The sequence below is a fragment of the Georgenia sp. H159 genome, assembly GCF_035607575.1.
In the GTDB taxonomy this organism is placed as follows: domain Bacteria; phylum Actinomycetota; class Actinomycetes; order Actinomycetales; family Actinomycetaceae; genus Oceanitalea.
Genome location: NZ_JAYDZY010000001.1, coordinates 223,790 through 245,020, shown reverse-complemented (window position 1 = coordinate 245,020; position 21,231 = coordinate 223,790). Strand labels below are relative to the sequence as shown.

General features: G+C 73.7%; 19 protein-coding genes. 3 read left to right on the top strand and 16 right to left on the bottom strand.

From position 1 onward, the window contains the following. Positions 1-2: 2 nt before the first annotated feature. A complete protein-coding gene (gene lysS / locus VR894_RS01180; protein ID WP_324649468.1) occupies positions 3-1,535 on the bottom strand; it encodes a lysine--tRNA ligase in 1,533 nt (510 codons plus the stop codon). A 94-nt stretch (positions 1,536-1,629) separates the two neighbouring features. Between lysS and VR894_RS01175 the strand changes: the two genes are divergently transcribed. Continuing rightward, a complete protein-coding gene (locus VR894_RS01175) occupies positions 1,630-2,352 on the top strand; it encodes an ATP-binding protein (protein ID WP_324649467.1) in 723 nt (240 codons plus the stop codon). Between the two features lie 28 nt (positions 2,353-2,380). Here the strand turns inward: VR894_RS01175 and VR894_RS01170 are convergent, their stop codons facing one another. From VR894_RS01170 to dacB, 14 genes are all read right to left on the bottom strand, one after another. Next, on the bottom strand, positions 2,381-3,301 hold the full coding sequence (locus VR894_RS01170) for an AEC family transporter (RefSeq protein WP_324649466.1): 921 nt from the start codon (positions 3,299-3,301) through the stop codon (positions 2,381-2,383). A 1-nt stretch (position 3,302) separates the two neighbouring features. After that, positions 3,303-3,785: an aspartate 1-decarboxylase gene (gene panD, locus VR894_RS01165; RefSeq protein WP_324649465.1), complete on the bottom strand. Its 483-nt coding sequence runs from the start codon at positions 3,783-3,785 to the stop codon at positions 3,303-3,305. 2 nt (positions 3,786-3,787) lie between these two features. Continuing rightward, positions 3,788-5,668 (bottom strand): pantoate--beta-alanine ligase, encoded by a 1,881-nt coding sequence (gene panC, locus VR894_RS01160; protein ID WP_416380785.1) that lies wholly within the window; start codon positions 5,666-5,668, stop codon positions 3,788-3,790. 62 nt (positions 5,669-5,730) lie between these two features. Then, positions 5,731-7,452 (bottom strand): PH domain-containing protein, encoded by a 1,722-nt coding sequence (locus VR894_RS01155; RefSeq protein WP_324649464.1) that lies wholly within the window; start codon positions 7,450-7,452, stop codon positions 5,731-5,733. After that, entirely contained in the window at positions 7,449-7,967 is a 519-nt protein-coding gene (locus tag VR894_RS01150) for a PH domain-containing protein (protein WP_324649463.1), read from the bottom strand. The genes VR894_RS01155 and VR894_RS01150 overlap by 4 nt, the downstream gene beginning before the upstream one ends. Before the next feature lie 62 nt (positions 7,968-8,029). Continuing rightward, positions 8,030-8,485, bottom strand: a complete 456-nt coding sequence (locus VR894_RS01145; protein WP_324649462.1) for a DUF3180 domain-containing protein — start codon at positions 8,483-8,485, stop codon at positions 8,030-8,032. Then, a complete protein-coding gene (gene folK, locus VR894_RS01140; protein ID WP_324649461.1) occupies positions 8,485-9,357 on the bottom strand; it encodes a 2-amino-4-hydroxy-6-hydroxymethyldihydropteridine diphosphokinase in 873 nt (290 codons plus the stop codon). Before folK ends, VR894_RS01145 begins: the two co-directional genes overlap by 1 nt. Further along, entirely contained in the window at positions 9,354-10,235 is an 882-nt protein-coding gene (gene folP / locus VR894_RS01135; RefSeq protein WP_416380784.1) for a dihydropteroate synthase, read from the bottom strand. The genes folK and folP overlap by 4 nt, the downstream gene beginning before the upstream one ends. Positions 10,236-10,237: 2 nt before the next feature. Next, a complete protein-coding gene (gene folE / locus VR894_RS01130; RefSeq protein WP_324650030.1) occupies positions 10,238-10,843 on the bottom strand; it encodes a GTP cyclohydrolase I FolE in 606 nt (201 codons plus the stop codon). Between the two features lie 41 nt (positions 10,844-10,884). Then, a complete protein-coding gene (gene ftsH, locus VR894_RS01125; RefSeq protein WP_324649460.1) occupies positions 10,885-12,909 on the bottom strand; it encodes an ATP-dependent zinc metalloprotease FtsH in 2,025 nt (674 codons plus the stop codon). Positions 12,910-13,051: 142 nt separating this feature from the next. Further along, a complete protein-coding gene (hpt, locus tag VR894_RS01120) occupies positions 13,052-13,606 on the bottom strand; it encodes a hypoxanthine phosphoribosyltransferase (protein ID WP_324649459.1) in 555 nt (184 codons plus the stop codon). Between the two features lie 11 nt (positions 13,607-13,617). Next, positions 13,618-14,835: a tRNA lysidine(34) synthetase TilS gene (gene tilS, locus VR894_RS01115; protein WP_324649457.1), complete on the bottom strand. Its 1,218-nt coding sequence runs from the start codon at positions 14,833-14,835 to the stop codon at positions 13,618-13,620. 3 nt (positions 14,836-14,838) lie between these two features. Beyond that, on the bottom strand, positions 14,839-15,900 hold the full coding sequence (locus tag VR894_RS01110; RefSeq protein WP_324649456.1) for a zinc-dependent metalloprotease: 1,062 nt from the start codon (positions 15,898-15,900) through the stop codon (positions 14,839-14,841). A 39-nt stretch (positions 15,901-15,939) separates the two neighbouring features. After that, a complete protein-coding gene (dacB, locus tag VR894_RS01105) occupies positions 15,940-17,289 on the bottom strand; it encodes a D-alanyl-D-alanine carboxypeptidase/D-alanyl-D-alanine-endopeptidase (protein WP_324649455.1) in 1,350 nt (449 codons plus the stop codon). Between the two features lie 196 nt (positions 17,290-17,485). On the opposite strand from dacB, the gene VR894_RS01100 reads away from it, so the two are divergent. Next, positions 17,486-18,013: an inorganic diphosphatase gene (locus tag VR894_RS01100; RefSeq protein ID WP_324649454.1), complete on the top strand. Its 528-nt coding sequence runs from the start codon at positions 17,486-17,488 to the stop codon at positions 18,011-18,013. Between the two features lie 30 nt (positions 18,014-18,043). Here VR894_RS01100 and VR894_RS01095 read toward each other — a convergent pair whose 3' ends face one another. Then, positions 18,044-19,471 carry a C40 family peptidase gene (locus VR894_RS01095; protein ID WP_324649453.1) on the bottom strand — a complete coding sequence of 476 codons (1,428 nt, stop codon included), beginning with the start codon at positions 19,469-19,471 and terminating at the stop codon, positions 18,044-18,046. A gap of 421 nt (positions 19,472-19,892) precedes the next feature. Between VR894_RS01095 and VR894_RS01090 the strand changes: the two genes are divergently transcribed. Beyond that, complete coding sequence (locus VR894_RS01090) at positions 19,893-21,227, top strand: bifunctional o-acetylhomoserine/o-acetylserine sulfhydrylase (protein WP_324649452.1); 1,335 nt, start codon at positions 19,893-19,895, stop codon at positions 21,225-21,227. Positions 21,228-21,231 lie beyond the last annotated feature (4 nt).

The window sequence follows — 21,231 nt, the reverse complement described above, 5'->3', positions numbered from 1 at the left end:
CCTCAGGCCCGCTTGACCAGCGGGAAGGTGATCGTCTCGCGGATGCCCTGGCCGGTGAGCGCCATGAGCAGGCGGTCGATCCCCATCCCCATGCCGCCGGCGGGCGGCATGCCCTGCTCCATCGCCTCGAGGAAGTCCTCGTCGAGCACCATCGCCTCGGGGTCACCGGCCGCCGCGACCAGTGCCTGGGCGGCGAAGCGCTCCCGCTGCACGACCGGGTCCACCAGCTCGGAGTAGGCGGTGGCCAGCTCGAAGCCCCGCACGTACAGGTCCCACTTCTCCACCACGCCGGGGACGGACCGGTGCTCCCTGGTGAGCGGTGAGGTGTCCACCGGGTAGTCCCGCACGAAGGTCGGGGCGTGCAGGTGGTCCCCGACGACGTGCTCCCACAGCTCCTCGACGACCTTGCCGGGCGTGTAGTGCGGGGCGACGGCGACCTCCAGTCGCTCGGCGTGCCGCGCCAGCTCCTCCATGGGGGTCTGCGGCGTGACCTCCTCCCCGAGTGCCTCGCTCAGGGAGGGGTAGAGGGACAGCTCGGCCCACTCGCCGCCGAGGTCGTAGTCGGTGCCGTCCGCCAGGCGCACGGTGGTGCTGCCGAAGGCGTCGGTGGCGGCCTGCTGCACCAGCCGGCGGGTGAGCTCGGCCATCGTGTCGTAGGAGCCGTAGGCCTCGTATGCCTCGAGCATGGAGAACTCCGGGGAGTGACTGGAGTCGGCGCCCTCGTTGCGGAAGTTGCGGTTGATCTCGAAGACCTTCTCGATCCCCCCGACCACCGCGCGCTTGAGGAAGAGCTCGGGTGCGATCCGCAGATAGAGGTCGATGTCGTAGGCGTTCATGTGGGTGACGAAGGGCCGAGCGGCCGCACCACCCGGCTGCACCTGGAGCATCGGGGTCTCGATCTCGACGAACTCGCGCGCGTCCAGGGTGCGCCGGAGGGACTTCACGACCGCGGCGCGCGTGCGCACCATGTCGCGGGCGGCCGGCCGCATAATGAGGTCGAGATGACGACGGCGGACGCGCCCCTCCTCGGAGAGCGCCACCTGCTCCCCGTCCTCGGTCTCGTAGGTCTTCGGCAGCGGGCGCAGCGCCTTGGCCGCCAGCCGGTAGCCGTCGGCGAAGACGCTGAGCTCCCCGCGCCGGGAGGCGATGACGTGCCCCTGGACGAACAGGTGGTCACCGAGGTCGACGTCGGCCTTGAACGACGCGAGCGCCTCCTCCCCCACCTCCGCGCGGGACAGCATCGCCTGCAACCGCCGCCCCTCGCCGTCCTGGAGCGTGACGAAGCACAGCTTGCCGGTGTTGCGGAGGTACATGACCCGGCCGGCGACGCCGACGACGTCGTCGGTCTCCTCCCCCGCCTCCAGGGAGGTGTACCTCTCGCGGACGGCGGCGATCGTCGTCGTGATCGGGAGGGTCACCGGGTAGGGGTCGGTGCCGGCGGCGAGCAGCCGGGCGCGCTTCTCGGCACGGACCCTCACCTGCTCGGGAAGGTCCTGGTCGAGCTCCTCGCTGCCGGGCTGGGTCGTCTCAGTCACCACCCGATCCTAACCAGCGGGGCGGCGGGACCCGAACGGCCGATATCCTCGTCCCGGACGCCGCGGACCGGTGCGGCGCACGAGGGGATGGGCCATGACCTCTGGCGAGCCAGCGCACGACGCCGACGACCGTTCCGGCTCCGTCCACAGGCCCCGCTCCCCCGGCATCGACCCCGACGACGTCACCCAGCCCGGGCTCTTCGACATCCCGCCCGGAGCGCGGCGCACACCGGTGCGGATCGTGCTGCTCACCGGGCCGTCCGGCTCGGGCAAGACCTCGCTGACCGGTCGGCTCGGGCTGCCCGTCGTGTCGCTCGACGACTTCTACCGCGACGGCGACCACCCGGACCTGCCGCGCCGCTACGGCATCGTCGACTGGGACAACCCCCGCAGCTGGGACCACGACGGCGCGCTGGCCGCTCTCCTCGAGATCGCCCGCACGGGACGGGCGGAGGTGCCCCTCTACGACATCCCGACCAACCGCCGGACGACGACGACCCAGTTCGACGCCGGCGGGAGCCCGATCGTGCTCGCTGAGGGCATCTTCGCGGCCGAGCTCATCGCCGACTGCCGTGACGAGGACATCCTGGCGGACGCCCTGTGCCTGTGGCGTCCGCGCCTGCAGACGTTCTGGTTCCGGCTGCTACGGGACCTCGGGGAGGCCCGCAAGCCGCCCGCCACGCTGGTGCGCCGGGGGCTCAACCTGGCCCGCACGGAGCCGGCGATGGTCGCCGAGCTCGAACGCCGCGGCGCACGCAGGATGCGGGTGGCGGAGGCGGAGGAGTACATCCGCCGGCTGGCCGTGCAGCCCGGCTGAGGATCGGGCCGGGCCCGGGACCGACGCGTCACGCGAGCAGCGCGGTGATTCCCAGGATGACCGGCACCGCACCGATGGTCGACAGGAAGATCGCGTCCCTCGCCAGGACGACGGCGCGGTCGTAGCGGCTCGCCAGCACGAAGACGTTCTGCGCCGTCGGAAGGGCGGCGAGCACGGCGACGGCGTACAGGGCCGTGTCCTGCAGACCCACGGCGAGCCCGATGAGGTAGGCGAGCGCCGGCTGGACCAGCAGCTTGAGCGCGACGACGAGCGCGAGCTCCCCCGGCGGGGAGCCGCCCCCCGGCTTGGGTCCCAGCCGCAGGGAGACCCCGTAGGCCAGGAGCATCGCGGGCACCGCCATCGCACCGAGCAGGTCGACCGGCGACCGGACGACCGTGGGCAGCTGGATCCCGGTGAGCGCCAGGACCAGTCCGAGGACGGCGCCGAGCATGAGCGGGTTGCGCACCGTGCGCAGCACGAGCCGCCCGACCCCGGCCGCCTCCCCCGCCGTCGTGCGGTCGAGGACCGCGAGCGCGAGCGGCTGCAGGACGATGAGCTGGAGGAGCAGGACCGGCGCGACGAGGGCGGCGTCCTCGAGGACGTACGCGGCGATCGGAAGACCGAGGTTCCCGGCGTTGACGTACATCGCGCACAGCGAGCCGATGACGGTCTCCGGGGCGGGCCGGCGGGCGACGAGGCGGGACAGCAGCAGGTAGAGCAGGAGCGAGCCGGCGACGGCGCCGGCGGTGGCGACGAGGTTCGCGGAGAAGACGGCGTGGACGTCGGCGTCGGCGACGACCGTGAGCAGCAGGGCGGGGCTGGCGACCCAGAACGCCAGCCGCACCAGCATCGTCTGGCTGGCGTAGGTGAGGAACCCGACATGGGCGAGCAGGGCCCCGAGGGCGATGAGCGCCGCGAGCGCGGTGAAGCCCTCGAGGACCTCGACCACGTCAGCGGTGCCCGGTGACTGCCTCGGCGCGGACGTCGGCGAACGGCACGCCGCTCGGCTCGACCGGGAAGGGGACGTCGGCGGCCGCGTCGGGCAGCTGCCCGGGCTCCGGTCCGACGTCGAGGACCCGGTTGCGCTCGTCGACGAAGACGACGGACGGGGTGTAGGTGCGGGCCTCGGCGTCGCTGAGCATGCCGTAGGCGATGAGGATGACGAGGTCGCCCGGGTGGATCTGGTGGGCGGCGGCGCCGTTGATCTGCACGTCGCCCCGGCCGCGTTCGCCCGGGATCGCGTAGGTGGTGAGCCGCGCCCCGTTGGTGATGTCGACGACGTCGACCTGCTGACCGGGCAGCAGGTCGGCGGCGTCGAGCAGGTCGGCGTCGACGGTGACGGAGCCGACGTAGTGGAGGTCCGCGGCGGTCACCGTGGCGCGGTGGATCTTGCCGATGAGCATCGGGCGCTGCAGCGAGCTGGGCGCGGGCATCGTCAGTCGTTCTCCCGGACGTCGAGGATCGTGTTGTCGATGAGTCGGGTACCGCCCACCCGGGCCGCGACGACGAGCAGTGCTGGTCCGCCCCGGCCGGGGGGCACCGGCTCCATGGTCCCAGGGTCGACGAGCTCGACGTAGTCGACCTCGACACCGGGCGCGTCACCGAGCCGCTCACGTGCCGCCCGCAGCACGGCCGCGGCGCCACCACCGGCCGCCTCCTCGCCGGCCCGGAGGGCGGCGGGGAGTGCGCGGGCGGCCTCCCGGCCGGCGGCGTCGAGGTAGGCGTTGCGGCTGCTCATCGCCACGCCGTCGGGCTCGCGCCGGATCGGCACGCCGACGATCTCGACGTCGAGGTCGAGGTCCCGCGCCATCGCGCGCACGAGCGCGAGCTGCTGGGCGTCCTTCTGGCCGAAGAGCGCGACGTCCGGCCGGGTGAGGTGGAGGAGCTTGAGCACGACCGTGAGCACGCCGGCGAAGTGCGTCGGGCGTGCCACGCCCTCGAGCACCGTCGCGACGGGGCCCGGATCCACCCGGACCTCGGGGTCGCCCGACGGGTACATCGTCTGCCGGTCGGGGGCGAAGACGAGGTCCGCGCCGACGTCCGCGAGCTTGCCGAGGTCCGCCTCGAGGTCGCGCGGGTAGGCCTCGAGGTCCTCCCCGGGCGCGAACTGGAGCGGGTTGACGAAGATCGTCACGACGACGTGGTCGGCGCGGCGGCGGGCCTCGCGGACGAGGTCGAGGTGCCCCTCGTGGAGCGCACCCATCGTCATGACGACGGCGCGGGTCCCCGACTGCTCAGCCAGCGCTGCACGGAGGTCCTCGCGGGTCCGCACGAGGGCGGGCCCTGCCGGTGGGTGGGCGCTCCGGTCGTGCGCCTCGAGGGTGGAGACGGTGCCGTCCGCGTCGCCGCCCGTCTGGGGGCCGCCCGGCCCTGTGACGCCGCGACCGTCGACCGGCTCGGCCACGGCGTCGAGCAGCAGCTGCGCGGCGGAGTCGGTGAGGCGTCCCGCACCCCAGGCCCGCTGGGTGGTGACCCGGGCAAGGGTCCGGTAGGCGGACGGGACGTCGGTGAGGTCGACGTCCTCGGCGGCCAGGGCCACGAGCGTGGCCATGTGCGCGGCGACCGTCCCGGCGTCCCCGCGCAGCACCGGGCCGGTGAGCGCGAGCTCGCCGTCGCGCAACGTGCCGTCGAGGGCGGCGGTGAGCAGCGGGGCGAGGTAGGTGCCCGGCTCCTCGACACCGGCGCGGCGGAGCACCCGCATCGCCTGGGTGACGAGCGTGACGAGGTGGTTGGCGCCGTGGGCGAGGGCCGCGTGGTAGAGCTGGCGGGCGGACTCGGGCAACGCCACCGGCTCGCCGCCGATCTCGACGACGAGGGCCTGGCCGATCGGCAGGACCGGGGCGGGGGCGGTGACTGCGAAGGGGCAGCCGACGAGCCGGGAGAGGTCGATGCTCGTCCCGGTGAACGTCATCGCGGGGTGCAGCGCGATGGGGATCGCTCCGGCACGCTGCGCGGGGGCGAGCACGTCGGTGCCGTACCGCCCCGCCGTGTGGACGACGATCTGCCCCGCCTGCCACGCGCCCGTCTCGGCGAGGCCCTGGACGAGACCGGCGAGGGCGTCGTCGGGCACGGTGAGGAGGACGAGCTCGGACCGCTCGACGACGGCGGGGATCTCCAGCACGGGGACACCCGGCAGCAGCGCGTCGATGCGGTCACGGCTGTCCTCGGAGACGGCGCTCGCGCCGACGACGCTGTGGCCGGCGGCCCTCAGGGCACTGCCGATCACCGCACCGACGCGGCCGGCACCGACCACACCCACGCCCAGCCGCCCCGGACGGGACGACGGCGAGGACTCACCCGGCACGCTCGAAGTCACTGCGTCATTATCGCCCTGCCCTCCGGGCGGCCGGCGGTGAGATGGACCACCTGCGGCCGTGCTCACCGGTGACGCGGCGGCGAGTACCCGGGTGCGGACTGGGGGGCGGGCGGCTGGACCGGGCGGCCCTCGGGTGCGGGCGGGTGAGCGGGGTGCCCGTCAGTGGCAGGCGGCTGGACCGCGTACCCCGTGGGCGCGGGCGGCTGGACCGGATGCCCCTCGGGCGCCGGTCGCTGGACCGGATGGCCCTCGGGCGCCGGAGGCTGGACCGGATGGCCCTCGGGCGCCGGAGGCTGCACCGCGTCCTGCTCCGGCACGAGCCCCACGCGGCGCATCCACTCCTCCGGGGACTCCCGGTGCCGCGCCTCACGTGAGCGCGCCGAGGCCGCGCCGAGGAGCTCGAGTGCCGTCATCTCCTCGAGATGGTGGGCGGTCGTCGCGACCGACCCGCCCACCGTCGCCGCGACGACGTTCGCGATCCGGGCCTTGCGCTCCAGCGGTCCCTGGCTGATCGCCAACGACTGTGTCCGCTCGTGCGGCACGATGGCCAGCGCCCGGTTGAGCCGGCCGGTGCGCATGAGCACCGCGCTCTCGGTGAGCTGGATGCCGTTGCGGCGCCACGAGATCGGGTCCAGCCAGCGAGCCCGGCGCGGGCTCGTGTGGAAGCCGGCCGCGTCACCGCTGCCCTCGAGCGCGGCGTCGATGACCCCCTGCGGGTTGGCGACCCCGAGGTCGGGCAGCACGAGCCACAGCGCGGTGAGTGCGTCACCCCGCGGACCGACGGGCAGCAGCACCGTGCCGGTGGTGCTCTCCATCTGGTTCTCGACCGCTGCGTACCCCGCGACGTTCACCTCGACCCGCCACCACCCGCGCCGGCGCCACAGCAGCGGCTGCTTGAGCCCCACGGTGTGGATCCGACCGGGAGGAACCGTCTGCGTCCGCTGCTCGAGCAGGCCGTACCGCAGCCGGATGCCGTCCGCCGAGATTGCGGCCCGGAAGTTGAAGCCGCCCGTGAACCGGCCCCAGACGTACGTACCCCACCCCAGGATGCCGGGGAGGACACCGACGAGCGGTGCCGCGCTGCCGGCGACCACGGCGATGACGACGAAGGTCACGAGGATGAGGACGAAGCCGATCATCGAGCCGGACAGCAGGAGCGACCCGACGAGCCGTCCCGTGGGGACGGACAGCAGCTCGCGCTCGGGAACCGCCTCCGTCCGCAGCGGGGAGGGTCCACCGTCGGACGCGGGCTGGTCGGGCGCCGTCGCCGTCGCGCGGCCCGCGGCTCGGTCGAGGACCTCGCGCCGCAGCCGCTGCGCCTCGTCCTCCTTGAGGAAGGCCAGCACGACCGAGGACCCGCCGCCACCGGCAGTCTCGATCTTCAGCTGGGCGAGCCCGAAGAGCCGCGCGAGGAGCGGCTGGACGACGTCGATGGCCTGGATCCGGTTCAGTCGCGCGTGACGCTGCTGCCGGAAGAGGATCCCGCTGTGGAGGAAGACGGCGTCCCGTCCGACGGCGTAGCGCATCATCCGCCACGACAGCACGGAGTAGGTGGCGAGCACCGCCAGGAGCAGCAGGACGACGCCCCCGCCAATGAGCAGGACGAGGGTCCAGTCCACGGAGCTGCGCTCGTCCCAGAGCTGGGCGATCGACTGGGTGTTCTGCCAGACGAGGACCGCGAAGATCGCGACGATGACCTTCCAGGCGTTGAGGACGGGGGTGACCTTGTGGACCCGCCGCCACTCGACCTGCTCCTCGGGTGCAGGCTGCTGCTCGGTGCTCACAGGCCGGCCAGCCTCGCCTCGCCGCGCTCGCTGAGGCGGTCACGCAGCCGCGAGGCCTCCTCCGGCGGCAGCCCGGGGATCGAGGCGTCCGTCGCGGCGGAGGCGGTGTGGAGCTGGACCTTGGCGACCTTCGCCCAGCGGTCCAGCGGGCCTGCCTGGACGTCGACGTACTGCATGCGCCCGTAGGGCACGACCGTGAGCTGACGGAAGAGGATGCCCTTGCGGATAAGGAGGTCCTCGTCGCGCTCCGCGTACCCGATCGCCGCGACCTGCCGCGGGATGAGCCAGCCGAGCCAGCCGAGCAGCACGACGAGCACGCCGATGGGGATCGCCCACCACCAGCCCGGGAAGATCACCGCCAGCACGACGAGGGCCACGAGCGGGAGCCCGAGCCAGATCGCCGTCGAGATGAGACGGACCTTGGCCAGTCCGCGGGAGACCGGCGTGAAGCTGAGGCCGGCGGGCGCGAACGGACTGGTCGCGGCCTCGTGCCAGCCGGACGGTGGGGTGCTCATCGGTGTTCCTCCTGGTAGGGCACTGAGCAGCCTGCCACACGCGGGTTGCCGTCCGGCGCAGCCTAGGCGGGTTCGCCGTCGTCGTCGGGTGGGAGGCTGCACCAGTGCTCGACGAGGAGTGCCACGGCGACGAGCACGAGGGACGCCACCCCGGCAGCGACGGAGGACAGCGCGTGCCCCTGCAGCGCCGGCGCCGAGATGTTCGTCCACGCGATGAGCACCTGCGCCGCGAAGTACCCGATGAAGGCGGCACCACACAGCGAGCACGCCTTGGCGAACATGGCGACCCGCGCGGCCCGCAGCAGGTCCATCCGGGTCGGCTCCCCCTCCGTCAGCCGCCGCACCGACCGTCCCAGCTGGAGGAGGACGACGGCGATGACCGCGAGCCCCGCCCACATGAGCCCGGGGACGGGCAGGAGGGCGCCGCTGCGGGACTCGAGCACGGTCAGCCCGGCGTAGGACACCGCGCCGACGACGATCGCGGTGAGGACCAGCGTCTGCCAGCTCGTGCTCTGCATCAGGCCTCCCACCAGCTCTCGTCCAGCCACTGCCCGCCGTCGCCCACCCGGTCGGCGAGCTCCGCGACCGAGCCGTGGCCGGGCAGGACGGCGTCCGGCGCCACCCGGGCCCACGGCGCGAGCACGAAGCCCCGTTCGTGCGCCCGCGGGTGCGGGAGCGTGAGGTCCTCGTCCTGCCAGGTGAGGGACCCGACGGCGACCAGGTCGAGGTCGAGGGGGCGCGCACCCCAGCGCTCGGTGCGCACGCGCCCGTGAGCCAGCTCGATGCCCTGGCACAGCGCGAGGAGCTCACGGGGCGGGAGGTCCGTGCGCAGGAGCGCGACGGCGTTGAGGTAGTCCGGCTGCGGCGGCGTCCCGGGGGCCACGACGGCGGCGCTGCGCAGCAGCGGGGACACCGCGGTCACCGCCACGCGGGGGTGGCGGTCGAGCTGGGTGAGCGCGTCGCGCAGGGTCGTGCGGGCGTCGCCGAGGTTCGCGCCGAGGGCGAGGACCACATCACCACTCGCACCCGCGGTGCGGTGGACGTGGACGGTGACGTCGGCGAAGGGGACCGGGACGGGGGCCTGCGGCTTGTGGACCGTGACGTCGACGGCACGCACCCGCGGGTGGCGCAGCGCGCGGTCCGCGATCCGCGCGGCGACGGTCTCGATGAGGTCCACGGGCGGCCCGGCGAGGACGGCGACGGCGTCCTGGGCCACCTCGGCGTAGTTGACGGTGGCGGACAGGTCGTCGTCAGCGGCTGCCGCACGGGTGTCCACGTGCAGGACGACGTCCGCGCTGAACTCCTGGCCCAGCTCCCGCTCCGCGGGCAGCACCCCGTGGGTGCCGCGGGCCCGCAGCCCGGTGAGCGTGATGCGGTCGAGCGCGGTCATCGCGACCGCCGGGCCCGGGAGAGTGCGGCGGCGACCCGGACCGCGTCCACCGATCCGAGCACCTCGTGCACGCGGACCCCCCACGCCCCTGCCGCCGCGACCAGCGCGGAGACGGCCGCCGTCGCCCTGTCGCGGGCGAGTGGCGGTGCCGGCGCGCCGTCGGGGTCCGCGAGCAGCGTGCCGAGGAACCGTTTGCGGGACGCGCCGACGAGCACGGGGTGGCCCAGTCCCTGCAGCTCCTCGAGCCCGGCGAGCAGCTCCCAGTTGTGCTGCCCCTCCTTGGCGAACCCGAGCCCGGGGTCGAGGACGACGAGGCCGGGGTCGACGCCGGCCGAGCGGGCGGCGGTCAGCTGCCGGGCGAGCTCCTCGCGTGCCTCGGTCACGACGTCGTCGTACACGGCGCGCTCGTTCATCGTCGCCGGGTCGCCCCGCCAGTGCCCGAGGACGTAGGGAGCCTCACGGCGTGCGACCACCGCGAACATGTCCGGGTCGGCGAGGCCGCCGGAGACGTCGTTGACGATGACCGCCCCGGCGCTCAGGCAGGCGTCGGCGGTCTCCGCGTGGACGGTGTCGACGCTGACGACGGCCCCCTCGGCGGCAAGCTCCCGGACGACCGGCAGCACCCGCTCGAGCTCGACGTCGACGGGCACACGCTCCGACCCGGGACGGGTCGACTCGCCGCCGATGTCCAGGACGTCGGCGCCCTGTGCCCGCAGCAGCCGCGCGTGGGCGACGGCGACCTCCGGCTGGAGCCAGCGTCCGCCGTCGGAGAAGGAGTCCGGCGTGACGTTGACGATGCCCATGACCAGCGTCCGGCCCGCCGCGCCGAGGTCGGCGAAGCGTGCGCGCGGGCTGTCCCCGGGACCGGTGGCGGCCACGGCTACCGGTGGGGCGCGATGAGGCTCATCGCCTCCGCGCGGGTGGCGGCGTCACGCATCTGCCCCCGCACCGCGGAGGTGATGGTGCGCGCTCCGGGCTTGCGGACCCCGCGCATCGACATGCACAGGTGCTCGCACTCGATGACGACGATCGCGCCGGTGGGCTCCAGGCCGGCGACCAGCGCGTCGGCAATCTGGGACGTGAGGCGCTCCTGCACCTGCGGGCGACGGGCGAAGGCCTCCACCAGCCGGGCGATCTTGCTCAGCCCGGTCACCCGGCCGCTGGGGCCGGGGATGTAGCCGACGTGGGCGACGCCGTGGAAGGGCACGAGGTGGTGCTCGCACGTGGAGTAGACCTCGATGTCGCGCACGAGGATCATCTCCTCGTGCCCGAGGTCGAAGCTCGTCGTCAGCACCTGCGACGGGTCGGTGCGCATCCCGGCGAAGGTCTCGGCGAAGGCGCGGGACACCCGGGCGGGCGTGTCACGCAGACCGTCGCGGTCGGGGTCCTCCCCGATCGCGACGAGGAGGTCACGGACGGCCCGCTCCACACCCGCGGCGTCGTAGGGCCGCACGGCGGTGCCGTTCGCCGTGTCGGGCAGCAGCATCCCGTCGCCCGCGAGCGGCGTGGTGCTCGGGTCGCTCGTCATCACACCCCCTCGGCCGGCCCACCGACCTGACCCGACGACGGGATCTGACCGATGCCCGGGCCCTCACCGGCCGCGGCCGCCTCGTCCTGCGGCAGCATCCCGTTGCCGTTGTTCCCGGCCTCCTGCTCCGCGGGGGTCCGCACCGGCGGGCGGTCGGAGACGGTGCGGGTCTCGGAGGACAGCCACACCGGGCGGGCGTCCCGCTTGACGATCGGGGCGAAGATCGCGGCCAGCTCGCGCTCGTTGAGCGTCTCGTGCTCGAGGAGCTCGAGGACGAGCCGGTCGAGGACGTCGCGGTACTCGTGGAGGATCTCCCACGCCTCGTCGTGCGCGGAGTCGATGAGGTGGCGGACCTCCTCGTCGACGATCCGGGCGATGTCCTCGGAGTAGTCGCGCTGGTGGCCCATGTCGCGGCCGAGGAAGGGCTCGCCGCTGTCGGTGCCGAGCTTGACGGCACCGATACGGTCGCTCATCCCGTACTGGGTGACCATCTTGCGGGCCAGCCCGGTCGCCTTCTCGATGTCGTTCGAGGCCCCGGTGGTGGGGTCGTGGAAGACGATCTCCTCCGCGACCCGCCCACCCATGGCGTAGACGAGCTGGTCGAGCAGCTCGTTGCGGGTGGTGGAGTACTTGTCCTCGCTGGGCATGACCATCGTGTAGCCCAGCGCCCGGCCGCGCGGGAGGATCGTCACCTTGGTCACCGGGTCGGTGTACCGGAGCACCGCCGCCGTGAGGGCGTGCCCGCCCTCGTGGTAGGCGGTGATCTTCTTCTCCTTCTCGTTCATCAGCCGGGTGCGCTTCTGGGGGCCGGCGATGACGCGGTCGATCGCCTCGTCCAGGGCACGGTCGTCGACGAGGTCGGCGCCGGAGCGCGCGGTGAGGAGCGCGGCCTCGTTGAGCACGTTCGCCAGGTCGGCACCGGTGAAGCCGGGGGTGCGCTTGGCGACCATCTCGAGGTCGATCTCGGGGACCAGGGGCTTGCCCTGGGCGTGGACGCGCAGGATCGCGGCGCGGCCCTGGAGGTCGGGGGCCTCGACGGTGATCTGCCGGTCGAAGCGCCCGGGACGCAGCAGGGCGGGGTCGAGGATGTCGGGGCGGTTGGTGGCGGCGATGAGGATGACGTTGGTGTTGACGTCGAAGCCGTCCATCTCGACGAGCAGCTGGTTGAGCGTCTGCTCGCGCTCGTCGTGGCCGCCACCCATGCCGGCGCCACGGTGGCGACCGACGGCGTCGATCTCGTCGACGAAGATGATCGCCGGGGAGTTCGCCTTGGCCTGTTCGAACAGGTCGCGCACGCGGGAGGCGCCGACGCCCACGAACATCTCGACGAAGTCCGAGCCGGAGATGGAGTAGAACGGCACACCGGCCTCACCGGCGACGGCCCGGGCGAGCAGCGTCTTACCGGTTCCCGGGGGGCCGTAGAGCAGCACGCCCTTGGGGATGCGGGCACCCACGGCCTGGAACTTCGCCGGGTCCTCGAGGAACTCGCGGATCTCCTGGAGCTCCTCGACGGCCTCGTCGGCGCCCGCGACGTCGGCGAAGGTGACCTGCGGGTTCTCCTTGCTGACCATCTTGGCCTTGGACTTGCCGAACTTCATCATCCCGCCGCCGCCCTGCATGCGGGAGAGCAGGAACCAGAAGACGCCGAGGATGATGAGCATCGGCAGCAGGAAGCCCAGCAGCGTGGTCCAGATCGAGGGCTGCGGGACCTCGGAGTTGTAGCCCTCGGCGGGGTCGGAGGCGGAGATCGCCTCCATGACCGTCTCACCCTGGGGTGTGGCGTAGTAGAAGGCGACGAGGTCGCCCTTGTCCTCGAACTCCTCGGTGAGGGCGAGCTCGACCCGCTGGGTCGTGTCGTTGACCTCGACCTGCTCGACCGTGTCGCCGTCGAGCAGCTCCAGGCCGTCGGAGGTGTCGATCTCCTCGGCACTCTGCCCGGTGAGCATCGAGGCACCGAGGTAGGCGAGGACGAGGACGACGACGACCCACACGAGGGGGCCGCGCAGCAGCTTCTTGACGTTCATCGGTGGCGGCGCAGCGGCCGGGTCCCTCCTGGTCGGTCGATCATCATTTGACGTTACACGCACAACCTGCGGGTCCGGTCACGTGTTCGCCCAGGGCAGGACGGCCCACCCCATTCGCGCCGACAGCGGAGTTGTTGCGTGCTCAGCCGTTGTAGACGTGCGGGGCCAGCGTGCCGACGAAGGGCAGGTGGCGGTACTTCTCGGCGAAGTCGAGCCCGTAGCCGATGACGAACTCCGGCGGGATGTCGAAGCCGACGTAGCGCACGTCCACCTCCACCTTCGCGGCCTCCGGCTTGCGCAGCAGGGTGGCGATCTCCACCGAGGCGGGGCCGCGGCTGCGCAGGTTGGAGACCAGCCAGGACAGGGTGAGACCCGAGTCGATGATGTCCTCGGCGATGAGCACGTGCCGGCCGTGGAGGTCGGTGTCGAGGTCCTTGAGGATGCGCACGACACCGGAGGACTTGGTTCCCGAGCCGTAGGAGGACACCGCCATCCAGTCCATCTCGATCGAGGTGTGCAGGCGGCGGGAGAGGTCCGCCATCACCATGATCGCGCCGCGGAGCACCCCGACGAGCAGGAGGTCCTTCCCGGCGTAGTCGGCGTCGATCTCCGCGGCCATCTCGTCCAGCCGGGCCGCGATCTGCTCCTCCGAGATGAGGACCTTCTCCAGGTCGGATCCCATGTCGCTGGCGTCCACGCGTTCTCCCGTCACTCACTCGCGCCGCGCTGGCCGCGGCAGCCGAGGTTCAGCCTGCCACACCGACGCCAGGCGGTGACAGCGCCGGGCAGCGCGACCGGCCCCTGCCCGCGGTAGTCGCTCACCAGGGCGTCGAGGGCGGCGACGTGCACCGAGGTGAGCGCACCCGGGGCGCAGCCCGCCGTCGTGGCGGCGAGGTGGAGCACCCGCCCGCGCAGCGCCGGGTGGGCGCGCTGGAGGACGACGACGTCGAGGCTCACCCCGCCCCCTGGCTCTCCCTCTCGCGCCGACAGCGGAGTTGTTCGGTCCCGTCCCCCTTCCCCTCGCGCCGACAGCGGAGTTGTTCGGTCCCGTCCCCCTTCCCCTCGCGCCGACAGCGGAGTTGTTTCACCCAACAACTCCGCTCTCGGCAGGGGGTGGCTCGGCGGGGGGTGGCTCGGCGGGGGGTGGGGGGCGGGCTTCAGGCCGGCCGCGGTGGCGAGCTCGGCCGCCGCGCCGGCGAGGTAGTCCTCGTCGTCCCGGAGCCGATCGGCGGTGCGTGCTAGCGCCTCGGCGACCCCCGGGCCGAGGGCCTCCTCCAGGGCCGGGAGGACGTGGTGTCGCACGGCCGCGCGCCTCAGCGGGCCGCCGTCGGCCCGTCGCCACGGCCCGTCCGGCGCGTTGGTGGGGTCCTCGGCCCAGCGCAGCCCCAGCGCGGCGCAGCAGGCCTCGGTGTCACCGCGCCGCAGCCCGAGGAACGGGCGCCGCCACCGGCCGGTGACAGCCGGCATCCCGGCGATCGACCGTCCGCCCGAGCCCCGCCCCAGTCCGAGAAGCACGGTCTCGGCCTGGTCGTCCAGCGTGTGCCCCAGGAGGACGGCGTCCGCACGGGCCTCCTCGGCAGCGGCCTCGAGCGCGGCGTAGCGGGCCGTGCGGGCCGCCGCCTCCGGGCCGCCGGCTCCGCGAGCGTCCACCGCCCGCACCTCGACGGGGTCGAGCCCGAGGCCGCGGCAGACCGCTGCGGCCGCGGCCGCGGTGCGGTCACTGCCCGCCTGCAGCCCGTGGTCGACGACGACGGCCCCCGCACGCAGGCCGGCGCGAGGCGCGACGAAGGCGGTCGCCGCGGCGAGGGCCAGGGAGTCGGCCCCGCCGGAGCACGCGACCATTACGAGTGCGCCGGCCGGCAGGTCCGCGAGCGCCGCACGCACGGCCACCCGCGCGAGCGCGACCGCCGGTGCCGGCCCCGCCACGGCTCAGCCGTGGACCCGGCGCACCCAGGCGTCGGGGTCGGCGATCTCAGCGGCCGTGGGTAGGTGCTCCGCGGAGGCCCACACCGCGTTCAGCCCGTGGTGCCCGACGCGGTGGACCACGCCCCGGACGAAGTCGGCGCCGTTGCGGTACTGCGCGATCTTCGCGTCCATGCCCATGAGCCTGCGCACGAGGACGTCGAGCGTGCCGGTCCCTTCGCGGCGGCGCTCGAACTGGCTGCGGATCCGCGCGACCGAGGGCAGCACCCGCGGCCCGACGGCGTCCATGACGACGTCCGCGTGCCCCTCGAGGAGCGACATGACCGCCACGACCTCCGCGAGCTGCGCTCGCTCCGCCTCGGTGAGGAGGCCGTCGACGAGCGGGCCGGCGAGGGCCTGCGCCGTCGTCGTCGACCCCCGTGGGGCGGTGAGGGCCTCGACGAGGGCCCGCAGGGTGCGGGCGAGCCGCTGCCCGCCGCCCTCGGGGGAGGCGATCGACGAGGTCGTCGCGCGCATACGGGTGATGAGGTGGTCGGCGAGCCAGGGCGCCGCCGCGAACTGGACGGCGTGGGTCTGCTCGTGGAGACAGACCCAGCGGCGGAAGTCGAGGGCGTCGAGGTCGAGCTGACGCTCGACGTGGAGGATGTTCGGCGCGACGAGGAGCAGGTAGCCGGGGGTGGTGTGGCCCCCGGCGCCGGTGAACGGGTCGTACTGGCCCAGCACCTTGGTCGAGAGGTAGGAGAGCATGACGCCGAGCTCCTCGCCGCCGAGACGGGCGGCGCCGGGCAGCGTCGTCGCGGGGAGCAGGTCTCCCACGAGGTGGCGGAACATGCCGATGTTCGCCTCCGCCCAGCGCGCACGGTCGACGACGTAGACCGGCCGCTCGGCGGCCCGGGCGGCCGCGTCCTCGAGGCCGGTGATGCCGGCGACGTGCTCGGGCGCCTCCTTGGCCGCCGTGTGGAGCACCGTGACGAGCCCACGGGCCTCGGCGCGGCCGGCGCGGGGGCCCGGCGGGGGCAGCGCGGCGGCCCGTCGGCGTGCGGCCTGCCAGTCGATCGGTGAGCTCATGGCGTCACGGTAACCCGCGCGAGCGTCCGCACGCTGCGCCTACCTGCAGCCGCAGGCGGCGACCTGCGCCGCCCACTCGTCGATCGCCGCCCGGGCCGGCCCGACTCCACCGAGGGAGAGCTCGTCCGCGACGACGGAGAAGACGAGCAGCCGGCCGTCGGCGTCCTGGACGAGGCCGGTGAGGCTGACGGCCGTGGTCAGTGTGCCGGTCTTGCCCCGGAGCACCCCGGCGGCCGCGTTGTGCATGCGGGTGCTCAGGGTGCCCTCGAGCGCCGCGACGGGCAGCCCCGTGACGGCGCCGCGGAGGTCGGGGCGCTCGGGGGCGAGCGCCGTGGCGGTGACGTCGGCGAGCACCGCCGCCGGCACCTGGTTCTCGATGAGGAGGCCGGAGGTGTCCGCGAGGGTCACCCCTTCGGTGTCGATCCCCAGGCCCGCGAGCCGGGCCAGGACCGCCCGGGAGGCTCCGGCAAACGTCGCCTCCTCACCGTCGGCGACGGCCACCAGGCGCGCGAGCACCTCGGCGACGGAGTTCTCCGACACCGCGAGGGTGTGGGCGACGACGTCGCGCAGCGGCGCCGACTCCACGGCCGCGAGCTCCGTGGCGCCGGCGGGAGCCGCTGCCCTGGTGACCTCGCCACTGACGTCCACGCCCTCGGCGCGCAGCGCCGCCGCGAACGCCTCACCGGCCGCGAGTGCGGGGTCGGGGACGTAGCCGCCGGCCGGGCCGCGCCCCGCGTCCACCGCGAGCGGCTGGATCGGCATGACGAAGTCGAGGTCGATGCCTCCCCAGCCGGGCGCGTACAGCGGCCCGCTGAACAGGGAGTCGTCGACGGCCACCCGCACCTCCTGCGTCTCCACGGCCTGCGCGGTCCGGGCGGCGAGGTCAGCGAGGGAGGCGTGACCGACGACGTCGTGCGGCCGGGCCGGGCCGTCGGTGAGGAGGATGTCGCCCCCACCGACGAGGACCACCTGCCCCGGTTCGCCGGTCACCGCCGTCGTCCTCAGCACGTGCCCGGGACCCAGGGCGTCCAGCGCCGCCACCGCGCCGAGGAGCTTGAGCGAGGAGGCCGGGGTGCGCGGCTGGGAGCCGCCGACGTCGACGAGCACGTCCGCGGTCAACGCGTCGCGGACGACCACGCCGACGTCACCACCCGTGCGCTCGTCCCGGACGAGGTCCTCGGCGAGTGCGGTGAGCCGGTGCGGCGACGGCAGTGGCGCCTCCTCGTCCAGCGGCGGCACGAGCGGGGCGGCGGGGGACGCGGCCGAGGGCTGCGGGAAGGGCGCCGGTTGCGGCACCGGCGGCGCCGTCGTCAGCGGGCCGGGTAGGAGGTCTGCGGCGTCGGCGGCCGCGTAGCCGCCGGCCAGGAGCAGCAGCGAGGTAACGGTCACCGAGGCCGTCAGCGACCTGCGGTGCCTGCTCCTCGTCGCCACGCCGGCAGCCACCCCTCACGCCCGTGCGCCACGTCGTGGCCGCCTTCTGTGTCCTCGTAGGTCAGACTAGTGCCCGGTAACTACATCGACTGCACGCCCCGCGCCGGGGCGCGAGCACGCACCGCGCCCGCGGTGGCAGACGGAAGGGTTGACAGTGGAGTTCGACGTCACGATCGAGATCCCCAAGGGGAACCGCAACAAGTACGAGGTGGATCACGAGACGGGACGGATCCGGCTGGACCGGATGCTCTTCACCTCCACCCGCTACCCCGACGACTACGGCTTCATCGAGGACACCCTCGGTGAGGACGGCGACCCGCTCGACGCGCTCGTCCTCCTCGAGGAGCCCACCTTCCCCGGGTGCCTCATCCGCTGCCGCGCGCTCGGCATGTTCCGCATGCGCGACGAGGCGGGCGGCGACGACAAGGTGCTGTGCGTGCCCACCGGTGACCAGCGCGCGTCGTGGCGCACCGACATCGAGGACGTCAGCGAGTTCCACCGCCTCGAGATCCAGCACTTCTTCGAGGTCTACAAGGACCTCGAGCCCGGCAAGTCCGTCGAGGGTGCGCACTGGGTGGGCCGCGAGGAGGCCGAGGAGGAGATCCGCCGGTCCTACCAGCGGGCCAAGGACGCCGGATACTACGAGCACGGCGAGCCGCACGGGGCCGGTCAGGCGGAGTAGCTCCCGGCCTCGGGCCGGTGTCGTCCCGGGTCAGACCCGTCCGCCGTAGGGCAGCACGTTGGGCCAGTACATCGGGACGAGCTCCACGGTCTTCCCGGGCGACGGTGCGTGCAGACGCATGCCGTTGCCCGCGTAGATGGCCACGTGGTAGATCCCGGAGACCGCGCCGTTGCTGGAGTAGAAGACCAGGTCACCGACCTGCAGGTCGCCCACCGGCACCCTGCTGGTGGCGGCGTACTGCGCCCGCGTGGTCCGCGGGATCGAGACGCCGGCCTGGGCGAACGCCGTCTGGGTCAGCCCGGAGCAGTCGTAGCCGTCGGGTCCGCTCGCGCCCCACACGTAGGGCTTGCCGAGCTGGGTCCGTGCCCAGTCCAGGGCCGCGCGGGCAGCGCTCGACGACGGCGGCGGCTGGGGCGCCGGCTCCGGGCGCGGCGCGGGTGCCGGGGCAGCTGGCGGCGCGGGCGTGGCCGGTGCCGGGGCAGGGCGTGCGGGCTCGGGCGCGGGACGCGCGGGCTCCGGGGCAGGGCGTGCCGGCTCGGGCGCGGGACGCTCCGGCTCCGGCGCGGGCCGTGCGGGCTCCGGCCGGGACTGCTCCGGGCGCTGGGGAGGCTCGGTGGATGTCGCCGCCTCGCGGGCCGTGCGCTCCGTGGCGCGGGAGGCCGCCTCCTGCTGGCGGGCGGCCTCGACGGCCGCGGCACGGGCGACCTCCGCCTCGCGGCGGTGTCGTTCCTCCTCCAGTGCCTCCTGGCGTTCGCGCTCGAGCTCCGCCGTCGTGCCGCGCTGCTCGGCGAGCTGGGCGATGAGGCCGGCCCTCCGGTCCGCGGACAGGGTCAGCTGCGCCTCGGCGCTCTCGGTCGCTGCGCGCGCCTCGTCGGCCGCAGCGGCGAGCGCGGCGGTGGCCTCCTCCTGCTCGGCGGTGGCCTCGTCGGCGCGCCGCTGGAAGGTCGTGGCGACGAGCTCGGCCCCCTGGAAGCGCTGGAGCGACTCGTCCGCGCGGGTCCCGGCGCGCTCGGTCGCGGTGGCGCGCCGCATGGCGTTCTCGAAGCTGTCGGCGGAGAGCAGCGGCTCGACCGGGCCGAGGGCTCCGGGACCCGAGCGGTAGGCCGACATCGCGATACGGCCGATCTCCCTGCGCTGCTCCTCCACCTCGGCCTGCGCCGTCTGCGCCGCCTCCCGGGCCTCGTCGGCGCGGGCGGTGGCCTCGTCCAGCTCGACCTGGGCCCCGAGGTAGGCCTCGTTGGCCTGCTGCGCACGGATCGTGGACTGCTCGAGCTGGGTGGACAGGTGCGCGAGGTCGACCTCGAGCTCGGCGATGCTCGAGGAGGTACGCCCCTCTGCCGCGCGAGCAGCGGCGACGTCCTCCTCGCTCGGCGGCTCAGCGGTGGCCTGGCTGACGAGCATCCCGCCGGAGAGCGCGAGCACAACGACCGACACCACGACGTGCCGTCGACGGTCCAACCTGCCCACTGTGCCTCCCTCGCCGCCTCGGCGGCCTCCGCGAGCGCGCCGTCCTGGCGCGTCGCCGGACCCACGCTAGCGCGTGGAACCTCACAAGGGAACATCAGTCACAGGCGTCACACGAGTCACACCGGTGTCATTTCTCGAGGTCACTGGTTCACCTCCGGGGCGCTGTCCAGCCCCGTCCACCTGCTGGACGGCCGTCCCACCCCTCGTCCGGTCCGCGAGACGCGTCTTCTCAGCGCCTACGGGGCTTCCTAGTCTCGGCAGCATGAGCCGTCGAATGTGCAGGTAGCCCAGCGCACGTTCGCATGCCCTCGCCGATGTCGGCGCCCAGGCCCACCGTGCGCACAGTCCCCTCCGCGGGAAGCGTGACGGCAGGGAGCCGGCTCGCCCCGCTCCCCCACACCTGGAGAACACCATGACCGAGTCCACCTGGTCCTTCGAGACCAAGCAGATCCACGCGGGCCAGCAGCCCGACGCCGCCACCGGCGCGCGCGCCCTGCCCATCTACCAGACCACGTCCTACGTCTTCGACAGCGCCGAGCAGGCGGCCAACCGGTTCTCCCTCGCCGAGGCCGGCCCGATCTACACCCGCATCACCAACCCCACCCAGGGGGCGGTGGAGGACCGCATCGCCGCACTCGAGGGAGGGGTCGGCGGCCTGCTCGTCGCCTCCGGCCAGGCGGCCGAGACCTTCGCCATCCTCAACATCGCCGAGGCCGGTGACCACGTCGTCGCCAGCCCGAGCCTCTACGGCGGCACCTACAACCTCCTCCGGCACACGCTGCCCAAGTACGGGATCACGACGACGTTCGTCACCGACCCCGACGACCCGCAGGCCTGGCGCGACGCGGTCCAGCCCAACACCAAGCTCTTCTTCGGGGAGACCATCCCCAACCCCAAGCAGGACATCCTCGACATCGAGACCGTCGCCGGGATCGCGCACGAGAACGGTGTGCCGCTGATCGTCGACAACACCGTCGCCACCCCCTACCTCATCCGTCCGCTCGAGCACGGGGCCGACATCGTCGTCCACTCGGCCACGAAGTACCTCGGCGGTCACGGCACCTCGATCGCGGGGGCCATCGTCGACGGCGGCCGCTTCGACTGGTCCGCCGACCCCGAGAAGTTCCCGAACTACAACACCCCCGACCCGAGCTACAACGGCCTGGTCTACAAGGACCTCGGCGCGCCGGCGTTCATCCTCAAGGCCCGGGTCCAGCTGCTCCGCGACATCGGCGCAGCGGTCTCGCCCTTCAACGCCTTCCTCATCGGTCAGGGCATCGAGACCCTGTCGCTGCGCATGGAGCGCCACGTGGCGAACGCCCAGCAGGTCGCCGAGTTCCTCGAGCGCCAGGACCAGGTGACGACGGTCGGGTACGCCGGCCTGCCGTCCTCCCCCTGGCACGAGCGAGCGCAGAAGTACTCCCCCAAGGGTGCCGGCGCCGTCCTCACCTTCGAGCTTGCGGGCGGCTACGAGGCCGGCATCGCGTTCGTCGACGCCCTCGAGCTGCACTCCAACGTCGCCAACATCGGTGACGTCCGGTCCCTGGTGATCCACCCGGCGTCCACGACCCACTCCCAGCTCGACGAGGCCGCCCTCGCCGCGGCCGGCGTCGGCCCGGGCCTCGTGCGCCTGGCGGTGGGCCTGGAACACATCGACGACATCGTCGCCGACCTCGAGAAGGGGCTGCGGGCGGCGTCCGCCGTCTCGCAGGCGACGGCCGCCGTCGGCGGTGAGCCGACGCCGTGACCTC

Coding starts and splice junctions, on each gene's coding strand:
- VR894_RS01175 (WP_324649467.1), top strand. CDS start 1,630: ATGACCTCTGGCGAGCCAGCGCACGACGCCGACGACCGTTCCGGCTCC.
- panD (WP_324649465.1), bottom strand. CDS start 3,785: ATGCCCGCGCCCAGCTCGCTGCAGCGCCCGATGCTCATCGGCAAGATC.
- VR894_RS01150 (WP_324649463.1), bottom strand. CDS start 7,967: ATGAGCACCCCACCGTCCGGCTGGCACGAGGCCGCGACCAGTCCGTTC.
- VR894_RS01145 (WP_324649462.1), bottom strand. CDS start 8,485: ATGCAGAGCACGAGCTGGCAGACGCTGGTCCTCACCGCGATCGTCGTC.
- folK (WP_324649461.1), bottom strand. CDS start 9,357: ATGACCGCGCTCGACCGCATCACGCTCACCGGGCTGCGGGCCCGCGGC.
- folE (WP_324650030.1), bottom strand. CDS start 10,843: ATGCTGCTGCCCGACACGGCGAACGGCACCGCCGTGCGGCCCTACGAC.
- ftsH (WP_324649460.1), bottom strand. CDS start 12,909: ATGAACGTCAAGAAGCTGCTGCGCGGCCCCCTCGTGTGGGTCGTCGTC.
- VR894_RS01110 (WP_324649456.1), bottom strand. CDS start 15,900: ATGAGCTCACCGATCGACTGGCAGGCCGCACGCCGACGGGCCGCCGCG.
- VR894_RS01090 (WP_324649452.1), top strand. CDS start 19,893: ATGACCGAGTCCACCTGGTCCTTCGAGACCAAGCAGATCCACGCGGGC.